This is a genomic window from Anaerobiospirillum thomasii (genome assembly GCF_900445255.1).
Lineage (GTDB): Bacteria > Pseudomonadota > Gammaproteobacteria > Enterobacterales > Succinivibrionaceae > Anaerobiospirillum_A > Anaerobiospirillum_A thomasii.
The window spans coordinates 146,620-173,412 of sequence record NZ_UAPU01000006.1; the positions used below are offsets into that span (position 1 = coordinate 146,620).

The window sequence follows — 26,793 nt, forward strand, 5'->3', positions numbered from 1 at the left end:
AAAACTTTGCTCAAAATTCAGACTACTGTTTTTCTCCAAGTGAGGCTCTTACCACGAGCTTTGGAGTTAAAACTATTTTAATTGGATCCTGAGCATTCTCAATCTCCTGCAGCAAAAGCTCGGCAGCCTTTTTGCCAAGGAAGATCTTGCGCTGATGCACTGTGGTCAAAGGCACGCTTATCATGCTGCTGATTTCAAGATCATCATAGCCTGCAACCTTGATATCATCAGGTATTTTAATGCCATGATCCTGACAGTATTTAATGGCACCAAGGGCCACTGAATCATTAATGGCAAAGATTGAATCAATACCTTTGCCAAGCAGTCCCTTGGTCTTTTTATATCCGTTTTCAAAGGTTGCATCCGTATAGATTATATTGTGCTCATTAAACTCAATTGCATTCTCTTCCATAACCTGCTTGAAGGCGCGCAGTCGGTCTATAGTAGTTTTAGATCTTTTATTGCCAAGGATAAGACCTATATTTTTACAACCCTGATGGATCATGTGCCTGAAGAGCTGCAGTGCCCCTGTATAGTTGTCATTGATAACAGAGGAGATACTATCAGAGAGCTCAACGTCGGCCGCTACTACCTGTATGCCGCTATCCTTTATAGCCTTGATATCACTTTCACTGGCTGTGACAGAGACCATGATTATGCCTTCAACTCTCTGCCTTTTTAGAAACTGAATATTATCCTTTTCAATATGCTCATCGCGGTTGCAGTCGCACAGCAGCACATTATAGCCCTGAGAGCGCAGATATTCGTTAACACCTTTGGCAATAGAGGCATAATAGGTCGATACCAGATCGGGAATAATAAGACCTATAAGTTTACTCTCTTTGGTAATAAGAGTACGCGCCACCTCATTTGGCGCATAATTAAGCTCAATACAGGCCTGTTTGATTTTCTGTCTTAAACTCTCAGACACACCGGCCTTATTGTTTAAAGCCCTTGAAACTGAAGAAGGTGTTACACCGCAGTGGCGTGCCACGTCTACAATACTTACCATATTATGCCCTAAGGGCCGCATAAAGGCGGCCCTGCATGTGTATTAAAGTGATTTTAAGAAAGCTGCAATCTCATCATCCTGACAGTTTGGATAGAACATCTCTGCAAACTTAGGATCATCAATAGTGCCCTTGACAAAGTCCTTATCAAGATCTTTTAGAATGTCGATAAGTGGTCTGTGGGTAATGGTCTTAACATGATCTAAGATCTTCTTGTTAGCCTGCTCAGCCTCAGCTCTCTCCTTTGGATAGCCGCCGCCAAATGGACTTACAAACAGCTTTTCAAAGGTGTAGCGCAGATTTAACTCACCGCCCCAGCCAAAGTTCTGGGCATATGGCAGAGATATGGCATTGCCACCGTTAACCTGAGTAAAGAGGTAGGCATCAGTTGGGTTGGTTACATGACCGCACTGTACATTAGGGAAAGCATTGCAGGCAAGACATGCACCTTCACCGGTACCACAGCCTGTTACAACAAAATCTACAGCCTTGGTTGATAGAAGAATAGAGGCTAAAAGACCATTTCTTACATAGGTTAAAAATCTCTTGTCTTCAGCGCTGTACATACCATAGTTGAATACTTCATGGCCGTGAGCTGATGCAACATCGTTGAGCTCTTTGAAAATAAGAGCGTTCTTAGGGGCCTGTGAGTTTTCAAGAACTAGTGCAATTTTCATTTTTTATTTCCTTTTAAACAAAAAACTATAATTCCATTATACACAATTAACAAACGTTTGCTAAAAATTTTGCTATATTTGCGCAAATTATTTGAGTGTTTTTGCTTTAGTAGAAATGATGGATTTGCTGTTGTTATTTATATTTACTTTGGTACAGATATTAAAGCATATTCCTACAGCTAAATCCCATGTATAAGCGATAAAATTTAATGACAAGATTGTGTGTCTTTTAAGTTGTGAGCAAAATGTCACTGCTAAATGAGAATGACGCATTTTAGCTAAGTCATTTTGTCATGCCTTTAAAGCATTTTGTTCTAATTGTATTAAATAACCTCAAATAGCACATAAAAAAAATGATCCCATATAGGGACCATTTTCGTGTATTATCCTTCTTGTATTATCTTCTTTATCCCAAACACATGTTTGGTGGCAGTTCTCTTTCAATGACAGCTCTAACAAGATCTTCATTGATCACAGACTGTCTGCATTTAGCTGCATAGATCAGAGAATGTGTGCAGATTTTGTTGATAACTCTAGGCACGCCAGCTGAGGCGTTACTTATCATCTCTATAGCGGCCGATGAAATTATGGTGTCATCGGTTCCTGCATATTTGAGATGTGTCTCTATGTACTGAGCAACCTGCCAGTTATCCAGAGCCGGAATCTTGCAGATCTGATCTATGCGCTGAATAATAGCCTTATGATCTTTATGTGCTATCAAGTCCCATAACTCGTTCTGGCCAGAGAGGATTAGACTCAGAGGATTGCCAGAATCAAATTCGCAATTGAGCATAAATCTAATTTCCTGCAGAGTGCTACGATTATTGTGATGATCTACCAGGTGAGCCTCATCTACAATTATGACTACATTCTTGCCCTTGACCTCCATTTCCTTATAGAGCATATCCTGGAGCTGTATACGTGCATCTTTGGTATCCTAAATTCTGCATGCCCTATAGTATACAAGATCTTAGAGAACGCATGGTTTAAACCAGCTCTATAGCCGACAGATCAACTCCTAATGCACCTAGGATGATTTTTTGGGTTTTTGTCAGTGCTTTGGTCAGAAAAATATCTGATTTCGAGCGTTTAATACTTATATCATCAAGCTCTCTTAGTAGTTTCTCATAGGTCATTTTAATAAAGCGTTTTGGCTCTTCGACCTTTAGCTTATTTATAACTTCCTGTATAAAGCTGTGTACAACTAGAGCCATAAAAATCACAAACATTTTACCTCTTGCAGTATTAGAGTTATGAATTTTTAATCTATCGCAGTCTAAAGTGTTCTTGGCAGTATCAAAGATCTTTTCCTGCACATCTTTGTGCCTGTAGGCAGACAGTACATCAGCGCCACTAAGATCAGAGTTAGTAGTAAACAGTGCAAAAAAGCCAAGCAGCTTCTGAGCTTTTATTATTTTATCTTCATCCTCTTTAAATACGTATCCACAAGGGTTACTGTCATCTTTTATGCAATTGTGAAACTTGCACAGAGACTTAGCTTTTCTTTGTGTTATTGGCATACCATCATCATTAACTTCCTTGATTTTTTCAATCTCAGCGGCAACTTCTTGACTGAGTATTTTATTATCTTCATAACACTTATTCATATCATGGTAAATATGCAGGACACCTTTTACATCTTCTATTGTATGCTCTATACGATGGCCGTAAATTCCTGGGTATTCAGACAATTCATATTTTGGCAACCTATATGCCTGGGAGTTAGACAGAGCCTCAATAACCTCAAGGGCTTGCTTATACCTGCTAAGAGAAACACCAACAATGATTTTTAGCCCCGCATTGTCAAGAAAAGTAATGCCTTTTTGGCTAAAGAAACCTCTGTCAAAGGTACAGACATTGCGCGTGCTGATACCAAGACGCTTGGCATCATTGATTACGTATGGTAGTTGCGTAGAATCATTCAGAGAGCCATTGTACATTGAATAATACAGTGGCTTTTTACTTTTTATACTTGAGAACATGCCAAGATTAACCTGTGGCAAATCCTCTTTATCTCTGTTATAACCAAACTCAGCATGCTGTATCTCTTGTGCATATGAGGAAAATGAAGTTACGTCGTAACATATTGCTTCATTCAGATCCATATGTTTTTTCAGCCATAATTCGAAAAATGAATCTATATCTTCCTGTTCACAAAGAGAAAACAGCCTTGATATTGTTGAATCACTAACAGAGCCAATCTCAGGCTCATCAAAGACAAATGTCTTTGAAAAGTCATCAATATTACTCATGGTTGAATCACCAGAGGCTATAAGACATGCTGTTGCAGTTAAATAGTCAGACTCTTTTTTATCAAAGATCTTTTTTATACAGTCGCTCAAACCTGTATTTTCAAAAATCTTTTTTAATATCAGAGAGCTGCCTTTAACAACATCACCATTAACCACAGGTACACCATGAGAAATAGATGTAATCTTTGAACCTCTTTTTTGCTTTTTAGCTTTACGCTCTTCCTTTTTATCTAATACCACCTGAGGGATGGCCGCACCGGTAATAGCAAAATATTTGTCATTAGGGTGAAACAGTGTTGGATCAGTCTCACTGACTCGACCAACGATAACAGACTTATTGCGGGACTGTCCTTTTTCATTTCTAAAAAAGGAAGTGTACATATACAGATATTTAATAGGCCTGCCACCACGTATTTCAGACTGTGTATAGCACCTGCTTTGAGGAACAGCATATGTTATTTCGTAATAAATCATGAAAAGCCCCCTAAAATCACTACTATACAAATAACTAAACTAGCAATATATAGTATACACAAAAACAATAAAAAAGCAATGAGTCTTACTAAAAAAAATCATTGCTAACAGTAAATTATTTAAAAAATGATCAGTAAATATAAATGGCTGGGCAAACTACTATATATTGCATGAAAAATTTAGGTGGTATGGAACTTGGCTTCATAGCCCATTTTTGTCAGAGGTATTGCATAGAGCCAGCGGGCAGAGAGATTACTGTCAGATACATAGAGAATAGTGTACTTGTCATCATCAAGTTCGGCACTAAGAGCTCTTAGCAGAGTACTTTTACCACAGCCAGGGGCTGCTGTAAGTACAGCAAATTGCTTGTTTTTGGCAGCATAGAGCAGACGCCCCATGCTGTCTAGAAACTGCTCTGACTGATAGAGGGCCTCGACAGGTATATTCTGCGTAAATGGGGTAGATGACATATTGAAAAAAGCCTTAAAATCCAGGTTTGGCAGATTCTCGTACATAATTTATATCCTATAAAGTGTTGTTATCATTGTTGATTTTGCTTTGAACAGCATATGGAGATGCCACCTCTGGGCCTCTTGCCATATTTCTGCTCTCAGTGCTCTTATAAAACTTACTGTTAAAATCTCGGACAAACTCATCCTCAGTAGTATAGGTGCCATCCCGTCTGGCTTTGTCTCGTGACAGAGCCATACAGTAGCGGGGTGGGCATGTGTTGACCTCATCAGGGCGCTGTTTATGTCCCTGTCCTTTACCTCTAGTCTTTGCAGGTTTGTCACAGGCATTGTCTGCAGGTGCCTTATTATCTGTATCTGTTTTATAATCTGGCTGAGGGCAGCTCTTGAGATTTAAAGGCTCAATGACTCTTATATCTTTAACATCCAGGACCTGATAAACAATGCCTTTTTCATCTATCATGAATTCTGCAGAGTCATTGACATAAATACCTTTAGAGGAATCCACAATAGCTTTATAGCTTATGTTATTGATACTCACAGTACCGTCCTTGCCTATAACGCGTGTTTTAGTAATTCTAAAAGCAGTATTGATGATGTCAGGAGTAGTAAAGCGCCTTGGAAACGTGTCTGCATCAAACACCTGATTTGGCGTCTTGTTGTCCAGGGTTGAGTGTGATCTGTTGTTATGCTCATTAACCCATATCTCCACAATCTCCCTGAGACCTTCAATACTTATGTTTTTCAGATGTTTAATGTCATTCTCAATTTCATTAAGATCCAGATTTACTCTCTCAACCATACCCTTGGACTCTGCTGCATATGGACGGCAGTAATGCAGCTTCATATCAAGCAGATAAGCAGCTCTGGCCAGTATTTTGCTGCGATATATAGAGCCATTGTCCAGAACCAGTGTTTTAGGTATACCCAGATTGCAGACCAGTGATTTAATTGAGTCTGTCACCAGCTGTACCTTCTGCTCTGTCGACACAGCAAATGAAATGATTTTTCTTGAGTGATTGTCCACGCAGAGCTGTATATAGGCATTGCAGCTGATACCACTGTCGTCTGTAATCAGACCTTTAGGCAGCTCCTTTACGTCACACTGCACAGAATCAAGCACATGCTTTTTGCGGTAGCGCAGATAAATCTCTCTGTAATCGCAGGTGTCCTTTTTAATCTGTGTTCTGTTGCAGTTGTTGCGCTTGAGATATAACTGCACTGTAGAGCGTTTTAGCAAACCGACAAAATCAGGGAACTCACTTTCAACTACACGTAAAAGCTGAGGCACAGTTAAAGTCATATTTTCTTTGCGATATGCAATGACAATCTTAATAGCAGCGTCAAAGAGCCTATTGGTCTTTGCCTTTGGCTCTGAGCCTTTATAGGATGGCTTTAAAGCCTGAATATCTTTACCATTATTAATGTATCGCTCCAGCCAACGCTGCAATGTCCTGACCGAGCATCCTGCATTCGCAGCTGCCATTTTTATCATGGCAGTAAAGGTAGTGCCGTCAGTGCATCCTGTATTTTTGGCAATGATAAGCGCTGACAGAATGCGTAATCTGGCGTCTAAATCGACAATATATTTTTTCTTTCTTATGGTCATAACAGACCCCTCCCTTTAAAAAGTAGGCTCTTGCCTTAGGATGAGTCTATTTTCATATCTAACAGTCCTTCTAGCCATAACAGATGTGTTGATACATTAGGAAAATGGTGGGTGAGCAGGGCCTGCAGCCTGTAGGCTGCAGATGTATGCTGTTTTAAAAAATCACTGCAATCTTCAGGAACAAAATCAGAGCTTTCTTTAACACCGCCAGCCTTTTGCGATTTATCATGCTCCTTTTGCGCACTTAAGCCTGAGTTAAGCATCCTTGATATGTTGTTATACACTTTGAATATCAATTTGGCTGTAGGCTCGAGCAAAAGCGCTTGTAGATACAGCGCTATGCTCTGTACTCTCTCATCGTTGACCGCATTTTTCTCAAGCTGCAAACACTTTCTGATATGCCGATAGACAGCTTTAATGTCATTATCATTTTTTAATATTATCAAAGCCTCTACAGTATCTAATGACAAAGCTGTAAATGGAAAAGATATAGGGCTTAAAACCAAATGTGTAGGCCTGTGCTTCTGAGTATGAGCGACAAGTACTATTGGCTTCTTTTTCTTTGCTTTTTTGTTATCAGTTGCTTTAGCATGCCCACACTGCACCTGTGTACCATCCTGCTCCTTACTTTCATTAGGTTGGTTACTATCCTGAGTTTTGGATATTCTTAATCTTGTTTTACCTCTGCAGTCATGGTTGGTGCACTGCATTCTGTTGCACTTTAGGTAATAGACGTTGTTGCTATCCATGACAGCATAAAGACACTCGTTAAGCTCATCTTTAAAGGCTTTGTAGTGATAACCAAAGAAGTTTAAAGGATGGCCACAGTAAGGACATACAGCCTTGTATCTTTGAGCCTCACCTATGGTGCAGTCAATAACCCTGGCCTTAAAGTCGGTCTGACCGTCAACAAGTGAGGCTCTATCAGAAAAGCGTGCAAATGAAGCAGGAATAATTTGTTCTTTATATATTTTATTGCGTGAGTTTTGATGACAAAGTTGTGATATAATCATACTGCTTTTTGAGCAGGCTACAGCTGATGTCGTCCAAAACAGTGCAGCTGTAGCCCTTATAAAATCTAACTCTATAAGAAACCCACCTAATTTTAATTAAAAATCACATAAAAACAAAGAGCACAGGTAAGCATATGCAACCCTGATCTTTGTGCACACTCTATTCCAAATTTTCAGATCACATGCATGTAGATAAAAATAATGTATGAAAAAATAGCTGACACAATAAAAATAAGTATGACAAACTGATTTAGCTATAATTGGTCATACTCATATGTCATAGACACAAAACACGAAATCAAATAACTGTCTTCCATATCTAAAATTTAATAAATTTTTCTGTGATTTTTAAAAGATTTAAGTGGTATTTGCGCTCATCCTAATAGTCTGTATTTGATCAACAACACATAAAGGAGTTAGAAGATAAGATTTAAGCACCTCCTTTACTCATACTATTTGCGCAAATCATAGCTTTCCTTAAAGTCTCTAAATTACAGTTCTTAAAGCACAGCTTACACAAATCCTCGTGGTTTTTTTATCCTTTAAGCTACAACACTCACAACCCCTGAAGGACATCCTCCATACCTCAAAGACAAGCATCATAAAAAAGCTATATATAACAATAAAATACGTACAGTTGGCTGTTCAAGGAGGCTAAGATTTTTTTAATTAATTTGCGCTGCAGATCTGGCAGATATGCTATCTATGCTTTAGATGGAAAAATGATCTTTAAGATTTAATAAATGTAGACATGGAAGTATAAAAAAGAGCTGAAATTGCTTTAAAAGTAGCAGCTTCAGCCCCTTGTTCAAGCTCTGTTATGCAAGCAGTTTGGCAGGATTTAGCCTTAAGAGCTTGTCAACAGTTGCCAGGCTTACTCCCTTTTGCATTAAGAGTGATACAAAGACAGTTGGCACAAATATAAAGCCATTGCCACCGTTTTTAGTCCACATCTGTTTTAAAAACACATCATGTGACAGAACAATCTGATCTTCATATCCCTGCTTTATAAGATTGTATACATTGTTTACAGTCTCAGGCACACTAGGACCAACTCCCTCTTTAGGGAAGGATATGTCCTGGGCAATCATATCAAACTCTATATAAATGCCTCTATCTAAAAGCCTCTTCTGATAATCAAAGTCCTCTCCTGAAGGATCAGAATGAGCTAAAGATATTTTTTCAGGATTGGCCCCCATTTCGTCGATCATAATGTCAAGCACTTCATCGCCAAAACGCATCCAGCCTGGCATATGAATATTAACACTGACACTTGGATTTAATTGCTGAGCAATTGCACCGGCTCTTAAATTATTCTTTTCACCTGGTGTAAATCTTGGAGATACACCAAGCTCACCAATAAGACCGGCTTTAATGTCAGTGCCATCTATACCTATATTAAGATCATTATCGTATTCCTTGGCAATAATCTCAGGCTTACGCAGAAGTTTTTCCTCTGTCTCAAACTTAGATAGATAATATCCGGTTGAGGCTATAACATTAATGTTTTTAGCTACAGCAACTTCGTGAATTTTCTTAATATTGCGGCCAATAGAGGCAGATCCTGTTGCCTCGACAATTGTTCTGCCTCCAATTTCAATGAACTTTTCAACTTCATCACAGACGTCAGCAACATCCTTTTCAGACATATTGTCTTTATTGCAGTAAGGATCATAACGTAATCCGTAGGCAATATCAGGACTTACCTTTTTGTCGGCAATAAACTTTGAATATGGGTAGAAAGGCTCATCTACACATCCTGACAAGTCATTGAAAAAGTGCTCATGAACCAGACAGATACCAAGACTGTCATTTTTTACCTTTCCTGTAACAGTTTGTACGCAATCTTTCATATACATGACCTCACTTTTATCTGTGCAACGTTAGTTGGCGCTCTGACGCTCTGACTTAGATGGAATTGCTGTAACAATAGCACCGGCAAGAGCAAATAAGGTACCAACAATGGTTAAGAAGTACACTGTGTTGCCAAGAGCAGGAATGGCAAGATCAATAAGCACAGAGCCTAATAACTGACCTGCAGTTGATGCAACGCCCAGCAGTAACAGACCAATACCTCTTACCAGAATAGCCATCAGAGCAATAGAGGCCAGACCTAATGGGCCACCAAGGTACATCCACCACTCAGTTGGCAGATCAAAGCTTACATAACCTAAGGCCATACGTATTGCCAGAGCAATAGATAAAACGGTGAAGCCGACAATAAAGTTCCAGGTGATGGATACCAACATAGAGCCTGTAGCCTCGCCTACAGCTGAGTTACCAGCTGGCTGCCAGCCTGCAAGCAGACCTGCCAGAAATGGAAGAATGGCAAGGATTAACAGATGTGGTGACTCCCACTGTGGCATTACTACAAAGACTGTTGCAACGATAGCTAAAAGAGCACCTGTAATACGCTGGAAGGTAAAAGGCTTTTTCTCCTTAACGCCAATACCAAATCTGTCACACAGCAGACCTGATAAAATCAGTGCTGAAATTAAAGCAGTCTGGAAGGTTGCCACACCAAGATCACTTGCTGATGCACCCTCTGAGAAAACCACCATGGCTCCGCACAGACCTGCAAACCAGTTCCACAGAGGAATGGTTCTGTTTTTTATCAGACGTGGAATAGAAGCAAATTGCTCTCTTGTAGATTTTCTTGCAATAATAATGAAAAACATTACTACAAGACCGCTGGCAAATGAAATAACAGCACAGGCGTTGCCGTCACCTAAAAATTTACCTAGCTGGCCGTTTACAGCTGACTGCATTGGAGACAGCATACCTGCCAGCACAGTTGCCAGCATGAACAAAGGAACAGATACTTTATTCATAATAGTTATCCTTTTTTAGCAAATATGATCCATTATTTTTTGGCAATATGTTTTAATGAATTTACCCAGAGATCGGTATAGTGCTTCCAGTTCATGAATTCATGACAACCCCAGTGTGGAGAGCAGTCAGACATGAAACAGGCAGTCTTGCCTTTCTTATATGTACCAAAGACTAAAAGAGGATCATCACCTACAGACATAACAGTTTGAGCTCCCTGACGGGCTTTTACTCTGTTGTAGCCTAAGAATAATGGCTCGCCTTCAAAACCCTTTACAGTTTCATGCTCTGGATCTGTATAGCTTGCTCTGATTCCCTCAGGCACTTCAACACGATCATCTCCATCTAGCATTTCAACAGGGAAGACTTCATCTAAAACTGTATTTTTATAATTAGCTTTACCTTCAATACCCATAAATGACAGGTAGCCGCCAATCATCATAAAGCCACCGCCGTTTGCTACATAGTCTTTTAGCTTAACTAAGGCATTTGGCACAGTTTTTAGGTTATAGAATGTGCTATTCTGTAATAAGAAGGTGTTACTGCCGATATCACTGATAATTACTGCATCGTAGTTATCAAAATTTACGTCAAAGCCAGTTTGAATTTGATGAGCGGGAAAATAATCAACTTCAATGTCTTTGGCACGTAACTGTGAAATCAGATAGGTAGCACCTTCTTCATACTTAGTTGAGGTAAAACTGTCAAAGCCCTTAGAGTGAATCATATGAATGCTCCAGGACTCACCTATTAATAAAATTTTCATATATATTTTTCTCCTTTAAATAGAAACAATTTAAGCTTGATATCAAAGATAGTGCATTTTTTGGTGTAAAAATATCATTATCAAAGATAAAATAATATAATTAACGCTATAATCTTGGTATTTTGAGTCTTTTTTCAAAAATATTTAAATTCATATATGGATGATATTTCTTCAGTAAAAAAGAGTGATGCTTTCTACCTCGAGACCCTCTCACACATCACGTCCCTGCCTATTTTAATGATTAATACAAAAGGCGACATTTTGTTGAATTTAGGTGGATGGCGCGATGAGGATCATGCTGTCTGTCAGGATAAAGTCCTAAACGATGAGATCATCGCCAAGGTTAACGAGAAAAATATTTTTATATACTACGATATTTTTTATATCCACTTTGGCGTGGTTAAGTGGTTTGACGACAAGATTATAATCATAGGTCCATTTACAGATTTTGACTTATCACCAGGCGCCGTCAGAGCCTTTTCCATCAAGCACAATACCAATTTAAAACCAATATCCAAATATGACTTTGTAAAGCTTGCTGCTGTGCTGATTCAGATAAACTTTCTTGTCACAGGAGAGGAGCTTATGGTAAATGATGTAATTGGCACTCTTGAGGTTAAAGACAGACTCAATCATGAAATTAATAATCAGATAGAAAATGTTTTAAAACGCCATATTGAAATAAGCGCTCCGCATAATGACGGATCATGGGAGGTTATACGCAGAAAGTGCATTATGCAGGCTGATGTTAAAGGGCTAAACCGCCATATAAATGCACCATTTTCAGGTAAAAGAGGCGTTATTGCCAATAATCCTATAAGAAATCTTAAAAATCTGGCTATTGTCGATGTTACTGTTTCATCACGCGCAGCTTTAGATGCCGGCCTTGATTCTGAAACAGTCTATACCATATCAGATGGCTATATTCTACAGATTGAAGAATGTAAGACACAAAGTGACATTGAATCAATTGCCAATCTGGCGGCCAATGAGTTTTGCCAGCTGGTCAAAAAGATCAAGGACAGTGGCGTGAAGTTTTCTATCAATACGCCAGAGGTGCTAGTTAATGCCTATAACTACATATTAAGAAATCTCAATCAGAAACTCAATGTAACTGAGATAGCTCACAAGGTAGGCATCAGCCATGATTATCTTGAAAAACTATTTAAAAGAGAACTTGGCAGCACTGTGGGCAACTTTATTCTCTCATCTCGTGTTAAAAACAGTCAGAATCTGCTTAAAAACTCGAATATGTCTATATCTGAAATAGCCATGGTCATGGGTTTTTCAAGCTCAAGTCATTATATAAAAGCCTATAAAAGCATTTTTAATATAACACCATCAAAACACAGAATAAGATTTAAGAACAGATATTTACCCGATGAAATTAAATAGAAGTTTTCCCCACTTAAAATGGCAGGCCACTCCGGGACTAGCTTAGATTCTACCCAAAAGGCACTTTTTAAGATCTCAGCAAAAAAAAATGGCCCAGCGGGCCATTTTTTTTTGATTCAAGATCTTAATCTCTGTCAAAGCCGAAGCTGTCGGCAGCCTCAAGAGCTGCACCAAGCTGCTTAGAAATGTCATCAGTTGAAGCCTGTGTCTGCTCGCTGGCAGCTGGCAGATCAAACTCCATCTTAGAGCGCAGAATCTCTTCGCGTCTTTGCTGATGATACTTAAAGCCGGTACCTGCAGGAATAAGTCTTCCCACAATAACATTCTCTTTAAGACCACGCAGATCATCGGTTCTGCCGGCAACAGAGGCTTCGGTAAGCACTCTGGTTGTCTCCTGGAAGGAGGCGGCAGAGATGAATGACTCTGTGCTTAATGAGGCCTTGGTCAGACCCATGAGCACATGGCGATAGAGTACAGGTCTCTTGCCCTGAGAGAGCAGTCTTTCGTTAACCAGACGTACCTGGGCAACTTCTGCCTGCTCGCCCTGCAGGAATTCGGTGCTGTCACCGGCATCAAGAACTTCACACTTGCGAAGCATCTGACGTACGATAACCTCAATGTGCTTGTCATTGATCTTTACACCCTGCAGACGGTATACATCCTGAACTTCATTAACAATGTAGTTGGCCACTGCATTGACACCACGCAGACGCAGAATGTCATGTGGTGACTCAGGACCTTCGGCAATCATTTCGCCCTTTTGTACCTTCTCACCCTCAAATACGTTGAGGTTGCGTGACAGAGCAATCATTTCCTCGTGCTCTGGGACTAATGCTCCGTTCTCATCTACAGTACCCTCGGCTGGAGTGATAACCAGACGACGCTTGCTCTTAGTCTCCTTACCAAATGATACAGTACCTGAAATCTCAGCCAGAATTGCAGGCTCCTTAGGAGCACGGGCCTCAAACAGGTCAGCAACACGTGGCAGACCACCGGTAATATCCTTGGTACCGCCGGCCTTCTGAGGAATACGGGCAATAATATCACCGATATTAACCTCAGCACCGTCCTGCAGCTGCACAATGGCTTTAGCCTGCAGCAGATACTGAGCGGCAACTGTAGTGCCAGGAATAAGAACATCATTACCTTCCTTGTCAATAATCTTAACAGAAGGTCTCTTCTCCTTACCCTGTGTTGGACGGGCAGCAATTTCACGTACTTCGATAGAGGCAATACCTAAAGACTCATCCTCTTTCTTATCTACGGTTACACCCTCGATAATATCGGTGTACTTAATTCTACCCTGCACCTCGGAAATAATTGGGTGAGTGTGCGGATCCCAGCGTGCAACTGTGGCACCGCTCTTGACTGTATCGCCGTCCTTGACATCAAGTACAGCACCGTAAGGGATCTTGTGGCTCTCTTTTGATACACCAAAATCATCCATAACAGTAAGTTCAGTCTGACGTGAAGTAACAACTTCCTTGCCGTCAGTATTGATTACAGTCTTGGCATTTAAAATACGTACAATACCGCTGTTTCTTACTGTAGCGCCAGATTCAGCTACAGCACGTGATGCAGCACCACCGATGTGGAAGGTACGCATGGTCAGCTGTGTGCCTGGCTCACCGATTGACTGAGCAGCAATAACACCCACAGCCTCACCGGCATTGACAATATGACCACGGGCCAGATCACGGCCATAGCACTTGGCGCAGACACCAAAGAGAGTCTTACAGGTAATAGGTGAACGTACCTTGACTCTGTCAATCTTGGCATCTTCAAGTACAGAACAGGTCTTCTCATCAAGCACAGTGCCGGCAGGAAGCAGAACTTCCTTGGTGCCAGGACGCAGAACATCATTGGCAAGAGTACGGCCAAGTACACGATCACGCAATGTCTCAATTACGTCACCGCCGCTTACATGAGGTGTAATCTCAAGACCATCTGATGTGCCGCAGTCATACTCTGTAATTACAAGATCCTGTGCCACATCAACTAAACGACGTGTCAGGTAACCTGAGTTAGCAGTCTTAAGAGCAGTATCGGCAAGACCCTTACGTGCACCATGGGTTGAAATAAAGTACTGCTGTACGTTCAGACCTTCACGGAAGTTTGCAGTAATTGGGGTCTCAATAATAGAGCCATCAGGTGTAGCCATCAGACCACGCATACCTGCAAGCTGACGAATCTGGGCTGGTGAACCACGGGCGCCAGAGTCAGCCATCATATAGATGCTGTTGAATGAGGCCTGCTTCTCTTCCTGACCTAAAATATTTACAGCGCTCTCAACTGAGAGGTTGGACATCATGGCCTTCATAACCTTGTCGTTGGCATTTGACCATACGTCGATAACCTTGTTATATCTCTCACCTGGAGTGATCTGTCCGTTCTCATACTGAGTCTGAATTGACAGAACTTCTTTCTGAGCTGAGGCAATAATTGACTGCTTCTCCTTAGGAATGAGCATATCATCCACACATACGGATGAACCGGAGATAGCGGCGTTCTTAAAGCCTGTGTACATAATGTGGTCTGCAAACATAACAGTGTCTTTAAGACCCAGAAGTCTATAGCAGCTGTTGAGCAGAGCAGCAATCTTCTTCTTGCCAAGAGGTACGTTTGATACCATGGTGAACCAGTCCTTGTGGGCCAGGATTTCACTTATAGTATCCTCATTTACGCCGTCAACCTTAGGATCGATAAGATCATAAGACAGACCCTTTGGCAGAATCAGAGATAAAATAGCACGACCTACAGTGGTCAGACGTAATTCATTCTTCTCTACAAACTCACCTGTATCTGGATTCTTGTCGTAGTAGTGAATACGGCATGCAATACGGGCCTGCATATCAGCCAGACCTGACTTGTACACGCGCTCAGCCTCATAGGCGTCAGAGAGTATCATACCCTCACCGCGGGCACCGACCTTCATACGAGTCATGTAGTACAGACCTAATACCACGTCCTGTGCAGGTACAATAATAGGATCTCCAGAGGCTGGAGAGAGAATATTATTGGTTGACATCATAAGAGCACGGGCTTCAAGCTGTGCCTCAAGTGTCAGCGGAATGTGCACAGCCATCTGGTCACCGTCGAAGTCGGCGTTAAAGGCTGGACATACCAGAGGGTGCAGACGGATAGCCTTACCCTCAATAAGAATTGGCTCAAAAGCCTGAATACCTAAACGGTGCAGTGTAGGAGCACGGTTTAATAATACAGGATGCTCACGGATAACCTCATCGAGCACATCCCATACCACAGCATCCTCACGCTCTACCATCTTCTTGGCAGCTTTGATGGTGGTGGCAAGACCGCGCAGCTCTAAACGGCCATAGATAAATGGCTTGAAGAGCTCAAGAGCCATCTTCTTAGGTAAACCGCACTGATGCAGACGCAGATTAGGTCCGCAGGTAATTACAGAACGGCCAGAGTAGTCTACACGCTTACCTAGGAGGTTCTGACGGAAACGACCCTGCTTACCCTTAATCATGTCAGCAAGTGACTTTAAGGCTCTCTTGTTTGAACCTGTAATAGCTCTGCCGCGACGACCATTGTCCATCAGGGCATCTACAGACTCCTGCAGCATACGCTTTTCATTGCGTACGATGATATCAGGAGCAATAAGATCTAAAAGTCTCTTTAAACGGTTGTTTCTGTTAATTACACGTCTGTAGAGATCATTAAGATCTGATGTAGCAAAACGACCGCCGTCAAGTGGCACCAGAGGACGCAGATCAGGTGGCAGAACTGGCAGTACAGTTAAAATCATCCACTCAGGCTTGTTGCCAGAGGTGATAAATGACTCAATGAGCTTTAATCTCTTTGAGAACTTCTTGCGGTTGCTCTCAGAAGTGGTGGTCTCAAGAGCCTCTCTTAAAGAGCGGGCCTCTAGCTCAAGATCCATGCGCTGCAGGATCTCTAAAATAGCCTCGGCACCCATCTTGGCAGTAAAGTCATCACCATACTGCTCAAGAGCATCCATATACTGCTCTTCAGTTAAAAGCTGACGATCAGTAAGCTCTGTCATGCCAGGATCGGTCACAACATAGCTTTCAAAATAAAGTACTGATTCAATGTCACGCAGCTTCATATCGAGAATAAGACCGATACGTGATGGCAGTGACTTTAAGAACCAGATATGGGCAACAGGAGCTGCAAGCTCAATATGACCCATACGCTCACGACGTACTTTAGCCTGTGTTACTTCAACACCGCACTTGTCACAGATTGTGCCGCGGTGCTTTAAACGCTTATACTTGCCGCAAAGACACTCGTAATCTTTGGTTGGACCGAAAATCTTGGCACAGAATAAGCCGTCACGCTCAGGCTTGAATGTACGGTAATTGATGGTCTCTGGTTTTTTAACCTCGCCGTATGACCATGAACGGATCATTTCAGGTGAGGCAAGACCTATCTTAATTGCATCAAAATCTTCAAGACGCTGCTTTGACATGTTATTGCTGCTCTTGGCAAATTTGCCAAGGCTTTCACTCAGACCAAGATCAAGTGATAACTCATCACCTGCACCCATAGCCTGTGTGCCAGAGGCACCAAATTCTGCATTGTCATCAGCATTTAGTGCATTTAGTACGTCAAATTCTTGATTGCTCACAACAGTTTCTCCTGCTTACGTGGCTTTAAAAGGGGAGCTGCCTCCCCTATCTGAATTTTAGTCCTTGCGAACAAGATCAATATTGATACCTAAAGAACGTATCTCGCGTAACAATACGTTGAATGACTCAGGAATACCTGCATCCATACGATAGGCACCATCTACAATGTTCTTGTACATCTTGGTTCTGCCGTTGACGTCATCTGACTTGACAGTGAGCATCTCACGCAGGGTGTAGGCAGCACCGTAGGCCTCAAGGGCCCAGACTTCCATTTCACCAAAGCGCTGGCCACCAAACTGTGCCTTACCGCCAAGAGGCTGCTGAGTTACTAATGAGTATGAACCTGTAGAACGGGCATGCATCTTGTCGTCAACTAAGTGGTTGAGTTTTAACATGTACATGTAGCCTACGGTTACAGGACGCTCAAAGGCCTTGCCTGTGGTGCCGTCAAACAGTGTCATCTGACCTGTCTCTGGCAGACCTGCAAGCTTTAACAGCTCCTTGATACAGTTTTCATCGGCACCGTCAAATACAGGTGTGGCCACTGTCATACCATCGCGCAGGTTGTTGGCAAGTACCATAACCTCATTGTCTGACATGGAGGCAATATCCACCTGCTGTGATGTTTCGCCTAAATCGTAAATCTTCTGCAGCAGTGTTCTTAATTCAGCTATGGCCTTCTGATCATTGAGCATGCGGTTGATCATCTCACCCACACCCTTAGCTGCAAGACCTAAATGTACCTCAAGCACCTGACCGATGTTCATTCGTGAAGGCACACCAAGAGGATTTAACACGATATCTACAGGACGACCTGTCTCATCGTATGGCATATCCTCAATTGGGCAGATCTTGGAGATAACACCCTTGTTACCGTGACGGCCGGCCATCTTGTCGCCTGGCTGAATACGGCGTTTTACTGCAAGGTAGACCTTGACAATCTTAAGCACGCCAGGAGTTAAATCGTCGCCTTCTGTAATCTTTCTTGAGGCAACCTCAAACTTCTCCTGATACTCCTTGCGGTAAACCTCAAGACGCTCGGCGAAGATCTCAAGCTGACGCTGTGCGGTATCGTCCTTTAATCTCTGCTTTAGAAGCTCGGCATCAGCAATGGCATCAACAGCCTCCTGTGTCATACCGCTCTTGACAAGCAGAGTACGGACCTGACCTAAAAGACCGCGGCTTAGGAATGAGAACTCTTCATCAAGATCCTTTTTAGCCTTGGCAATATGCATCTGCTCAATTTCACGGGCACGTGAGTCCTTCTCTACACCTTCACGGGTGAAGATCTGAACATCAACTACAGTACCTGAAGTACCGTTTGGTACACGCATTGAGGAATCTTTAACCTCAGAGGCCTTCTCACCAAAGATGGCACGCAGCAGTTTTTCCTCAGGGGTAAGCTGTGTCTCACCCTTTGGTGTGACCTTACCTACAAGAATATCACCACCTACAACCTCGGCGCCAACATAGACAATACCTGACTCATCAAGCTTGGATAAGGCACTCTCACCTACATTAGGAATATCAGCTGTGATCTCCTCAGGGCCTAACTTGGTATCACGGGCCACACAGGAGAGCTCCTGAATATGAATAGTAGTCAGTCTGTCCTTGGCAGCTACGCGCTCTGATACTAAGATAGAGTCCTCATAGTTATAACCGTTCCAAGGCATGAAGGCTACGCGCAGGTTCTGACCTAATGCAAGCTCACCTAAATCAGTAGATGAACCGTCGGCTAATACGTCACCTGCCTTGACCTTTTCATACAGTGAAACGCAAGGGCGCTGATTGATACAGGTATTCTGATTTGACCTTGTATATTTGATAAGGTTGTAGATATCAATGCCAGCATCATCCATACCGGTAATTTCATCGGCATTGACACGAACCACAATACGGCCGCCGTCAACGTGATCAATCACACCGCCACGTTTGGCAATAATAGTAACGCCTGAGTCTACAGCTACAGCACGCTCCATGCCGGTACCGACAAATGGCTTCTCAGAACGTACAGTAGGTACGGCCTGACGCTGCATGTTTGCACCCATCAGCGCACGGTTGGCGTCGTCATGCTCAAGGAATGGAATCAGAGCAGCAGCAACAGAAATAACCTGCTGTGGAGATACGTCCATAAACTGAACATCTGCCTTTCTGCGTACTACAGACTCACCCTTGTAACGGCACTGTACGAACTCATCAATAATATTGCCGTTCTCATCAAGATCGGTATTGGCCTGGGCAATTACGTACTGACCCTCGTCAATAGCTGAGAGGTATTCAAAGTCCTCAGAGACAAGACCGTTTTTAACCTGACGGTACGGAGTCTCAAGGAAGCCGTAATCATTGCATCTTGAGAACACAGCCAGTGAGTTGATAAGACCGATGTTCGGACCTTCTGGGGTCTCAATAGGACACAGACGACCGTAGTGGGTCGGATGTACGTCTCGCACCTCAAAGCCGGCACGCTCACGGGTTAAACCACCAGGACCAAGAGCAGAAATACGTCTCTTGTGTGTCACCTCAGACAGTGGATTGTTCTGATCCATAAACTGTGAGAGCTGAGATGAACCAAAGAATTCCTTGATAGCAGCAGAAATTGGTTTGGCGTTGATAAGCTCCTGTGGAGTAATATTGTCAAGATCGCCAGATGACAGTCTCTCGCGCACAGCACGCTCTACACGCACCAGGCCGATTCTGAACTGATTTTCTGCCATTTCACCGACAGAGCGGATACGACGGTTGCCTAAGTGATCAATATCGTCGATAGTCTCTTTGCCGTTTCTGATCTTGATTAAGTAGCGTATTACCTTAATGATGTCATTATGAGATAAAACGCCTGAAATGCTGTCAGCCTCGGCAGGGGCAACAATGGTAAGCTCCTTGCCCTTAAGATCGGTTACAGTACCGTCAATCTCCTCAACCTTGGCTTTAAGATTGAGTGCTGACATAGGAATAATAATGGCACGGTTGAGCTCAATGTCGCCATCCTTTGATGCAATCTTTACCTTGTGGATAAAGCGATCGTGGGCAGTAATCTTAGGATCATCCTTGGCCTTTAGAATAAAGCCGTCAAGGAAGTCTAAAAGCTTGTCGGCACACTTGTCAGGAGTGGTGCTTGGCATGCACTCGATCTCACCCTGATCAAGGTATTTCTTGACAAGGTCAACCACCTGTGGGTACTGTGCATAGACATAGCCGTTGGCAAGTACAATACCAGACTCCTGTGTATTGAAGACATTGTTGCTGTCTGCAAAGGCTCTCTCTAAACCTGCCTTGAAGTGTTTGATCTCAACAAAGCGTGAGTCAAACTTCATTCTGCCTACAGATGAAAGATCGTATCTGTCTTCTGCAAAGAACAGATTGTTAAACAGTCCCTCGGCTGCCTCTGTTGTAGGCTGCTCACCAGGACGCATCATCTTGTAGATTTCAAACAGAGCTGCCATGCGGTCAGCTTCATCTGAGGTCAGATCGCGTGTTGAATCATTACGCAGAGTATCGGCAATGAATGGACCCTCATCTACCTGAGAGGTATAAAGTACGTCAAATTTCTTGATGCCATTCTCGGCAAGAGCTATAAGGCTCTGCTCGGTTAATACAGTATTGGCAGCAACGATGATCTCGCCCTGCTTGTTTTTGTAATCCTTGGCAACAATCTTATCTAATAGGTACTCTGGCGGAACGTCAATTGATGTCTTGCCTGCCTTCTTAAGCTCACGTATGTGACGGGCAGTAATCTTCTTGCCCTTTTCAACGAGCACTTTCTTGTCAACGACAATATCAAATGAGGCAGTCTCGCCGCGCAGTCTTTCTGGTACCAGCTCCATGTTGATCTTGTTTGACTTAAATTCAATGGTTACTGTGTCAAAGAAAAGATCAAGGATCTGCTCTGTTGTATAGCCAAGAGCTCTTAAAAGTACTGTAGCTGGCAATTTACGGCGACGGTCGATACGCACGAACATATTGTCGCGGTGATCAAATTCAAAATCAAGCCATGAGCCGCGGTATGGAATAATACGGGCGCTAAACAGAATACGGCCAGGATGGGTTTTACCCCTGTCATTGTCGAAGAATACACCAGGACTTCTGTGCAGCTGTGATACTACAACACGCTCGGTTCCGTTGACTACAAAGGTACCATTGTCAGTCATGAGTGGAATTTCACCCATGTAGACATCCTGCTCTATACGCTCCTTGACAGTCTTTGGAGCATCCTTTTCATAGCGGACAAGGCTTAATTTAACCTTTAACGGAGCAGAATAAGTTGTACCACGGATCATACATTCGCGGACATCGAATTTTGGCTCGCCAAGATGGAAACTGTTATAGCAAAGCTCTGCATTTCCTGAATAGCTCTTTATAGGAAATACACTTTTAAATGTAGCAACCAAACCATTTTCACTATCTGGATCGGAGCTAATAAACTGTTTGAATGAATCTAGCTGAACTGCAAGTAGATAAGGGGTATCTAATACCTTTGTTCTCTTACCAAAATCCTTGCGGATACGCTTTTGCTCAGTGTACGAGTAGACCATGGATTGGGAGTCCTCAGGTTGATCTGTTTCGCGAAGAGAGCATTATAATCATGCTCTTTTATCAGGCACCGAACCCGAACCCTCTTTCGAGAGCTCGGGTTTAGTATTTTCGATATAAATATCGTCTAGCGCACGGTGCTGTGCACCAGTCTTAAAGAAGGAAGGAGATAATTACTCAACCTTAACCTTAGCACCAGCCTCTTCAAAGGCCTTCTTGATTGTCTCGGCTTCTTCCTTAGCAATGCCTTCCTTGATCTTAGCAGGAGCTGACTCAACTAAGTCCTTAGCTTCCTTCAGGCCCAGACCGGTAGCGGTACGAACAGCCTTAATAACGGCAATCTTGTTAGAACCAACGTCCTCTAAGGTTACGTCGAACTCGGTCTTCTCCTCAGCGGCGGCAGCACCACCGGCAGCAGGGCCTGCAACAACAGCAGCAGCTGCAGTAACACCGAACTTCTCTTCCATTGCCTTTACTAACTCAACAACGTCCATTACGCTCATCTCAGCGATTGCATTGATGATATCATCCTTTGAAATTGCCATTTCAATTTTCCTTTATAAACTTCAGCCTTTGGCTGTAAAAAATCATTAAATACAGTATGTTAAAGAATTAAGCAGCTTCGCCGCCTTCGTTTAACTTCTTCTCTAAAGCAGCAAGAGTACGTACGAGCTTGCCAGCTGCGGCTTCCTTCATAGTAGCCATTAACTGAGCAACACCCTCATCAAATGTAGGTAATGAAGCTAATACGTCGATATCTTTGCCTTCGTAGAACTTGCCTTCAAAAGCAAGTGCCTTTACTTCAAAGTTAGCATTTGTCTTTGCAAAATCCTTGAAAAGACGGGCAGCTGCGCCTGGATGGTCAAGAGAGAAACCGATTAAGGTTGGACCCTTGAATGAATCCTTCATGCACTCAAACTCAGTGCCTTCTACAGCACGGGCTAAAAGAGTGTTACGAACAACGTGCAGGTACACATTATTGTCACGGGCCTCTTTACGGAGTTTGGTCATCTGTGCAACTTCGATGCCGCAAGAATCTGCAACAACTGCTGACAATGCTTTCTTGGCTACTTCGCTGACACCGGCTACGATTGCCTTCTTGTCTTCGATATTTAATGCCATTTTTAGCATGACTCCTGGAATGTACTTAAGTACTTAAAGCCCCCTTGGGGGCACCACCGGAAATCGTTCTAAAGGAAAAACCTTTAAGAGCTATTCCGCCTGCGCAGGATGATTAAGGATACTACCCCCTGCGGTCTTTGGTGAGAGACTAGCTCCCGGCCAAAATCTTTTATAAAGGTGCCGTATCCTGGCACCTGTCACCTGTTAATTAGGCAGAAGCTGACTGATCAGCCTTTAAAGTGGTCTTATCAACAGTGATGCCGCCGCCCATAGTGGTGGAGATGCATACCTTCTTGATATAAGTACCCTTGGCTGCAGATGGCTTGGCCTTGGTGATAGCACCTAAAAGTGCATTTAAATTATCTGTAAGCTGAGCTGGGGTAAAGGTTACCTTGCCGATTGAAGCCTGGATTACACCAGTCTTGTCATTACGGTAGCGAACCTGACCTGCCTTGGCATTCTTAACAGCTGTAACAACATCAGGAGTTACAGTGCCAACCTTAGGGTTAGGCATTAAGCCACGTGGACCTAAAACCTGACCTAACTGGCCTACAACACGCATAGCATCTGGAGAAGCGATAACTACGTCAAAGTCCATCATGCCGCGCTTGATGTCAGCTGCAAGCTCATCCATACCTACAAGATCAGCACCGGCTGCCTTGGCCTGCTCGGCCTTCTCGCCCTGGGTAAATACACAGACGCGAACAGACTTACCTGTACCGTGTGGCAGAACAGCTGCACCACGTACGTTCTGATCTGACTTGGTAGGATCGATACCAAGCTGAATAGCTACGTCAACGCTCTCAACGAACTTGGCCTTGGCGCACTTGATTAAAGTGTCAAAACCCTCATTTACGTCATACTCACGGTTCTTGTCAATGATGGAACGGATTTCCTTCATGCGCTTTGATAATTTAGCCATGTCTTAGTCCTCCACATTGATGCCCATTGAGCGAGCAGTACCGCCGATTGAGCGAGCTGAAGCTTCTAAGTCAGCACCGGTCATATCAGGCTCTTTAATCTTGGCTATCTCAAGTAACTGAGCGTGTGAAATCTTACCGGCAACTTCCTTACCTGGCTTGTGAGAAGCACTCTGAATGTTCAGGGCCTTCTTGATGAGGAAGGATGCAGGTGGAGTCTTGGTAATGAAGGTGAATGATTTATCCTGGTATACAGTAATAACTACAGGAACTGGAGCACCTTTCTCAAGCTTTGCTGTGTGAGCGTTAAAAGCCTTGCAGAACTCCATGATATTTACACCGTGCTGACCTAAAGCAGGACCAACTGGTGGAGCTGGATTGGCATTGCCTGCGCCAACCTGCAGCTTAATATAGGCAGAAACTTTCTTTGCCATTTATAATTACCTTTTAAAAGTGGGTATTTTCGCGCCTAGCGCTTCCCTATCCATATATCTCTGGATCCGAGTGTCTATTGATAAGACAATAAACCTAATAAGTATATCACACTTTTATGGCTTTGATCAAATTTTTTTAAAAAATTATCATACCCATGAACTTAAGCCTTGATTGTAACATCAATTTTGTGCGGTATTAAAAAGTCTTTCGTCATATGGTGTGTATTGTAAATTTTATCGACCAGGAGGCTTACGTCCTTTTTAAGATCTATATCCCTTTGTGATGGTTTAGTTCGCATCATAGAATCTAAAAGACCTTCAAACTTGCTGATCTCATTGTATATTGTAGACTTAGCGCCTTTGACCATGGCTTTTAACAATGGTCCTATATCTCTGATAGAGGAAGCCATCTTTAACAGAGATATTTCCCGTTTTTTACGTTGGTCATCTCTTTTCTTTTTCTGAAGCTGTTTTGCTATAAGCTTTTTGATGAGGTATGAGCCAATACTTGCATAAATAAAGAGCAGGATAATTTCTTTGATGGACGAATTGATAGAGCAGAGGCTGTTGCTACTTTTAAGTGCTTTAAACATGATCTCGCAGGACCAGCGCGTCCTGTAAGTATCAGCTATAACTGATGCTGCTACACGGCTTGCATCTATGTTGGTGATGAAATAATTAAATTTATCATCAACAGGATTATAGATACGAATCATCCTTAAAACGGTATCATCGTTAACCTGCACAGCCATATCAACCAGAGGATATTTGCTGCCATTTAAGTGCTGACATGGTTTGCATCCTTCAAATTCATGTAACGTGGCTCCGTTGCCATCCATTGCATGAATAATCTTATAGGCGCAATTCTCCTTGCCTCTGAATATAAAATAATGCCCCTTGGATATAAGTAGCAAATATAAAGCTTCAGATACATATCCCCTGTCGCACAGATATAACACCTGCTCATAGATATCTGGTGACAGGTGCTCTCTTTCATTGGCTACAGCCTCCGTAATATCAATATGTGTAGGCATATTGTTTACAATAGAAAACCCCGTATGCAGTTTAATAGCGGCAGATTTTTTATCAGGGTTGGTCTTGTCAGGATTACGTGTTTTAGCCTTGCAGCTAAAGTTGTCATAGGCTGAGTATCTAAGGGAGATTTCAGAGCCGTCCACCATGATAATATCATTAACACCGACACTCTGCCTGTAAGCCTCAAGCAGTTTCAGACCAGTTTCATTAGTATCGTCTTTAACAAGCATAGAGAGGTTTTCTATAGTATTCTTCATAACTTCAAGCAGTCCCTCTGAACGCAGACGGTTGTGAAGAGCCTTTGAAGATATATCAATGCCAAACATGTCAGAATAGCACTTATGAAATCCATTTAAAGTAAAGGTTATATTGTTAGAGTTTTGGTTAGTAGAGGCATATGTTAAAAGAGCTGAGAGAAGTTCAGCTATTGCAACTTTTCTTTGCCTTTTGAGTGTGCCATTTTTTCTGGCAAAATTATTAATAAGCTCTTTGCTGAAGACGGTTAAAATATTTAAGAGTTCAGCTCTTTGAATATAGAGATTAATTTGAGATAATAAAGACATAGCAAGTTTTCCTTTGTTTGGTTTGGTTTGGTATATTATACCATGGAAACTTGCTATACCCCATAAAAATCCTTTATAAAACAATCTGTTAGATCGTTTTTAATACTTCTAACAACCTCTTTTTGTATCAGAATTGTATGTTTCCAAAAAAATCAAACAAAAAACCCGCATCGAGGTCTTTTGCACTAATTTTTAGCACGATAGAATGCGGGTTTGCGGAATGATTTTAAGCCAAAAACTTCTGGATTTTAATAAATGCTTAAAAATCAAAACTTTACTAAGATCCTAGGTATGAAAAATTATAGAGGCTCTTTGAAAAATTTCTTGAAATTTAACAAATATGGATTATAGGAGGGGGACAGACTGCCCTAGCAGTCTGTCTAATATATTAGAGATCTTTTTCTACCTGACCAAACTCAAGCTCAACCGGAGTGGCGCGGCCGAAGATGGCAATAGATACTGTAAGTCTGTTTTTCTCGTAGTCAACCTTCTCAACAGTGCCCACAAAGTCTTTAAAGGCACCGTCGATGGCACGTACTGACTCACCGACCTCAAACATGGTCTTAGGACGTGGAGATTCCTCAGACTCGCGCAGGCGTGAGAGGATCTTGTTGGCCTCGGCCTCGGTAATTGGCAGTGGTCTGTCAGGAGTTCCACCGATAAAGCCCAGCACTCTGTCTGTACGCTTTACAAGCTGCCATGAATCTGATGACATGCGCATCTGAATTAAAACATAGCCAGGGAAGAACTTGCGCTCAGACTCGCGCTTTTTGCCGTCCTTGATTTCCTTGACCTTCTCTTTTGGTACAAGTACTTCACCAAAATCATCCTGCATACCGTGTATGGCAATACGCTCACGCAGTGTGGCAGCTACTCTCTGCTCATAGCCGGAGAAGGCCTGCACTACATACCAGCGTAATGGTTTTTTCTCAAAGCTGGCCTGCTTGGCAGTCTCTTTGGCAGGAGATGCAGGCTTGACCTGCTCTTCCTTTTTCTCCTCTACTTCAGAGCTTTGTGGCAATATAACATCTTCAATACCAGGTAACTGTGCATTATCGAACTCTGACATGATAGCTCC

19 protein-coding genes are annotated in these 26,793 nt (G+C 42.5%); 1 reads left to right on the top strand and 18 read right to left on the bottom strand.

From position 1 onward, the window contains the following. Window positions 1-22 precede the first annotated feature (22 nt). From DRZ93_RS06500 to DRZ93_RS06545, 10 genes are all read right to left on the bottom strand, one after another. Window positions 23-1,012 (bottom strand): LacI family DNA-binding transcriptional regulator, encoded by a 990-nt coding sequence (locus DRZ93_RS06500; protein WP_172458099.1) that lies wholly within the window; start codon window positions 1,010-1,012, stop codon window positions 23-25. Between the two features lie 42 nt (window positions 1,013-1,054). Then, window positions 1,055-1,687, bottom strand: coding sequence for an RpiB/LacA/LacB family sugar-phosphate isomerase (locus DRZ93_RS06505; protein WP_113743146.1), 633 nt, complete (start codon window positions 1,685-1,687; stop codon window positions 1,055-1,057). Window positions 1,688-2,093: 406 nt separating this feature from the next. Further along, window positions 2,094-2,591: an ExeA family protein gene (locus DRZ93_RS06510; RefSeq protein WP_113744424.1), complete on the bottom strand. Its 498-nt coding sequence runs from the start codon at window positions 2,589-2,591 to the stop codon at window positions 2,094-2,096. A gap of 82 nt (window positions 2,592-2,673) precedes the next feature. Then, window positions 2,674-4,413, bottom strand: coding sequence for an IS1634 family transposase (locus DRZ93_RS06515; RefSeq protein WP_113746153.1), 1,740 nt, complete (start codon window positions 4,411-4,413; stop codon window positions 2,674-2,676). A 179-nt stretch (window positions 4,414-4,592) separates the two neighbouring features. Next, window positions 4,593-4,928 (bottom strand): hypothetical protein, encoded by a 336-nt coding sequence (locus DRZ93_RS06520; RefSeq protein ID WP_113746154.1) that lies wholly within the window; start codon window positions 4,926-4,928, stop codon window positions 4,593-4,595. 10 nt (window positions 4,929-4,938) lie between these two features. Then, entirely contained in the window at window positions 4,939-6,492 is a 1,554-nt protein-coding gene (locus DRZ93_RS06525) for a DDE-type integrase/transposase/recombinase (protein WP_113746155.1), read from the bottom strand. A gap of 35 nt (window positions 6,493-6,527) precedes the next feature. Continuing rightward, window positions 6,528-7,505: a hypothetical protein gene (locus tag DRZ93_RS06530; protein ID WP_113746156.1), complete on the bottom strand. Its 978-nt coding sequence runs from the start codon at window positions 7,503-7,505 to the stop codon at window positions 6,528-6,530. Between the two features lie 818 nt (window positions 7,506-8,323). Continuing rightward, window positions 8,324-9,358: a phosphotriesterase family protein gene (locus tag DRZ93_RS06535; protein WP_113746157.1), complete on the bottom strand. Its 1,035-nt coding sequence runs from the start codon at window positions 9,356-9,358 to the stop codon at window positions 8,324-8,326. 30 nt (window positions 9,359-9,388) lie between these two features. Continuing rightward, window positions 9,389-10,336, bottom strand: coding sequence for a DMT family transporter (locus tag DRZ93_RS06540; protein WP_113743148.1), 948 nt, complete (start codon window positions 10,334-10,336; stop codon window positions 9,389-9,391). Window positions 10,337-10,368: 32 nt separating this feature from the next. Beyond that, complete coding sequence (locus DRZ93_RS06545) at window positions 10,369-11,100, bottom strand: glutamine amidotransferase (protein ID WP_113743149.1); 732 nt, start codon at window positions 11,098-11,100, stop codon at window positions 10,369-10,371. 261 nt (window positions 11,101-11,361) lie between these two features. Here DRZ93_RS06545 and DRZ93_RS06550 point away from each other — a divergent pair, with 261 nt between their 5' ends. Beyond that, window positions 11,362-12,495, top strand: coding sequence for a helix-turn-helix domain-containing protein (locus tag DRZ93_RS06550; RefSeq protein ID WP_172458101.1), 1,134 nt, complete (start codon window positions 11,362-11,364; stop codon window positions 12,493-12,495). Window positions 12,496-12,619: 124 nt separating this feature from the next. On the opposite strand, the gene rpoC is transcribed toward DRZ93_RS06550, so the two are convergent. From rpoC to nusG, 8 genes are all read right to left on the bottom strand, one after another. After that, the gene (gene rpoC, locus DRZ93_RS06555; RefSeq protein ID WP_425450896.1) at window positions 12,620-17,029 is read right to left on the bottom strand and encodes a DNA-directed RNA polymerase subunit beta'; all 4,410 of its coding nucleotides are present in this window, start codon (window positions 17,027-17,029) and stop codon (window positions 12,620-12,622) included. Between the two features lie 138 nt (window positions 17,030-17,167). Next, a complete protein-coding gene (gene rpoB / locus DRZ93_RS06560) occupies window positions 17,168-21,643 on the bottom strand; it encodes a DNA-directed RNA polymerase subunit beta (RefSeq protein ID WP_113746159.1) in 4,476 nt (1,491 codons plus the stop codon). 171 nt (window positions 21,644-21,814) lie between these two features. Beyond that, the gene (gene rplL, locus DRZ93_RS06565; RefSeq protein ID WP_113743152.1) at window positions 21,815-22,186 is read right to left on the bottom strand and encodes a 50S ribosomal protein L7/L12; all 372 of its coding nucleotides are present in this window, start codon (window positions 22,184-22,186) and stop codon (window positions 21,815-21,817) included. 67 nt (window positions 22,187-22,253) lie between these two features. Continuing rightward, window positions 22,254-22,763: a 50S ribosomal protein L10 gene (gene rplJ, locus DRZ93_RS06570; protein ID WP_113745054.1), complete on the bottom strand. Its 510-nt coding sequence runs from the start codon at window positions 22,761-22,763 to the stop codon at window positions 22,254-22,256. A gap of 208 nt (window positions 22,764-22,971) precedes the next feature. Continuing rightward, window positions 22,972-23,685: a 50S ribosomal protein L1 gene (rplA, locus tag DRZ93_RS06575; protein ID WP_113743153.1), complete on the bottom strand. Its 714-nt coding sequence runs from the start codon at window positions 23,683-23,685 to the stop codon at window positions 22,972-22,974. A gap of 3 nt (window positions 23,686-23,688) precedes the next feature. Next, window positions 23,689-24,117 carry a 50S ribosomal protein L11 gene (gene rplK, locus DRZ93_RS06580; RefSeq protein ID WP_113743154.1) on the bottom strand — a complete coding sequence of 143 codons (429 nt, stop codon included), beginning with the start codon at window positions 24,115-24,117 and terminating at the stop codon, window positions 23,689-23,691. A 161-nt stretch (window positions 24,118-24,278) separates the two neighbouring features. Next, window positions 24,279-25,715 (bottom strand): IS4 family transposase, encoded by a 1,437-nt coding sequence (locus DRZ93_RS06585; protein ID WP_113746160.1) that lies wholly within the window; start codon window positions 25,713-25,715, stop codon window positions 24,279-24,281. Window positions 25,716-26,103: 388 nt separating this feature from the next. Then, entirely contained in the window at window positions 26,104-26,784 is a 681-nt protein-coding gene (nusG, locus tag DRZ93_RS06590; RefSeq protein WP_113743155.1) for a transcription termination/antitermination protein NusG, read from the bottom strand. Window positions 26,785-26,793: the final 9 nt, after the last annotated feature.

Coding starts and splice junctions, on each gene's coding strand:
- DRZ93_RS06500 (WP_172458099.1), bottom strand. CDS start 1,012: ATGGTAAGTATTGTAGACGTGGCACGCCACTGCGGTGTAACACCTTCT.
- DRZ93_RS06505 (WP_113743146.1), bottom strand. CDS start 1,687: ATGAAAATTGCACTAGTTCTTGAAAACTCACAGGCCCCTAAGAACGCT.
- DRZ93_RS06510 (WP_113744424.1), bottom strand. CDS start 2,591: ATGCTCTATAAGGAAATGGAGGTCAAGGGCAAGAATGTAGTCATAATT.
- DRZ93_RS06515 (WP_113746153.1), bottom strand. CDS start 4,413: ATGATTTATTACGAAATAACATATGCTGTTCCTCAAAGCAGGTGCTAT.
- DRZ93_RS06520 (WP_113746154.1), bottom strand. CDS start 4,928: ATGTACGAGAATCTGCCAAACCTGGATTTTAAGGCTTTTTTCAATATG.
- DRZ93_RS06525 (WP_113746155.1), bottom strand. CDS start 6,492: ATGACCATAAGAAAGAAAAAATATATTGTCGATTTAGACGCCAGATTA.
- DRZ93_RS06530 (WP_113746156.1), bottom strand. CDS start 7,505: ATGATTATATCACAACTTTGTCATCAAAACTCACGCAATAAAATATAT.
- DRZ93_RS06535 (WP_113746157.1), bottom strand. CDS start 9,358: ATGAAAGATTGCGTACAAACTGTTACAGGAAAGGTAAAAAATGACAGT.
- DRZ93_RS06540 (WP_113743148.1), bottom strand. CDS start 10,336: ATGAATAAAGTATCTGTTCCTTTGTTCATGCTGGCAACTGTGCTGGCA.
- DRZ93_RS06545 (WP_113743149.1), bottom strand. CDS start 11,100: ATGAAAATTTTATTAATAGGTGAGTCCTGGAGCATTCATATGATTCAC.
- rpoC (WP_425450896.1), bottom strand. CDS start 17,029: ATGGGTGCAGGTGATGAGTTATCACTTGATCTTGGTCTGAGTGAAAGC.
- rpoB (WP_113746159.1), bottom strand. CDS start 21,643: ATGGTCTACTCGTACACTGAGCAAAAGCGTATCCGCAAGGATTTTGGT.
- rplL (WP_113743152.1), bottom strand. CDS start 22,186: ATGGCAATTTCAAAGGATGATATCATCAATGCAATCGCTGAGATGAGC.
- rplJ (WP_113745054.1), bottom strand. CDS start 22,763: ATGGCATTAAATATCGAAGACAAGAAGGCAATCGTAGCCGGTGTCAGC.
- rplA (WP_113743153.1), bottom strand. CDS start 23,685: ATGGCTAAATTATCAAAGCGCATGAAGGAAATCCGTTCCATCATTGAC.
- rplK (WP_113743154.1), bottom strand. CDS start 24,117: ATGGCAAAGAAAGTTTCTGCCTATATTAAGCTGCAGGTTGGCGCAGGC.
- DRZ93_RS06585 (WP_113746160.1), bottom strand. CDS start 25,715: ATGTCTTTATTATCTCAAATTAATCTCTATATTCAAAGAGCTGAACTC.
- nusG (WP_113743155.1), bottom strand. CDS start 26,784: ATGTCAGAGTTCGATAATGCACAGTTACCTGGTATTGAAGATGTTATA.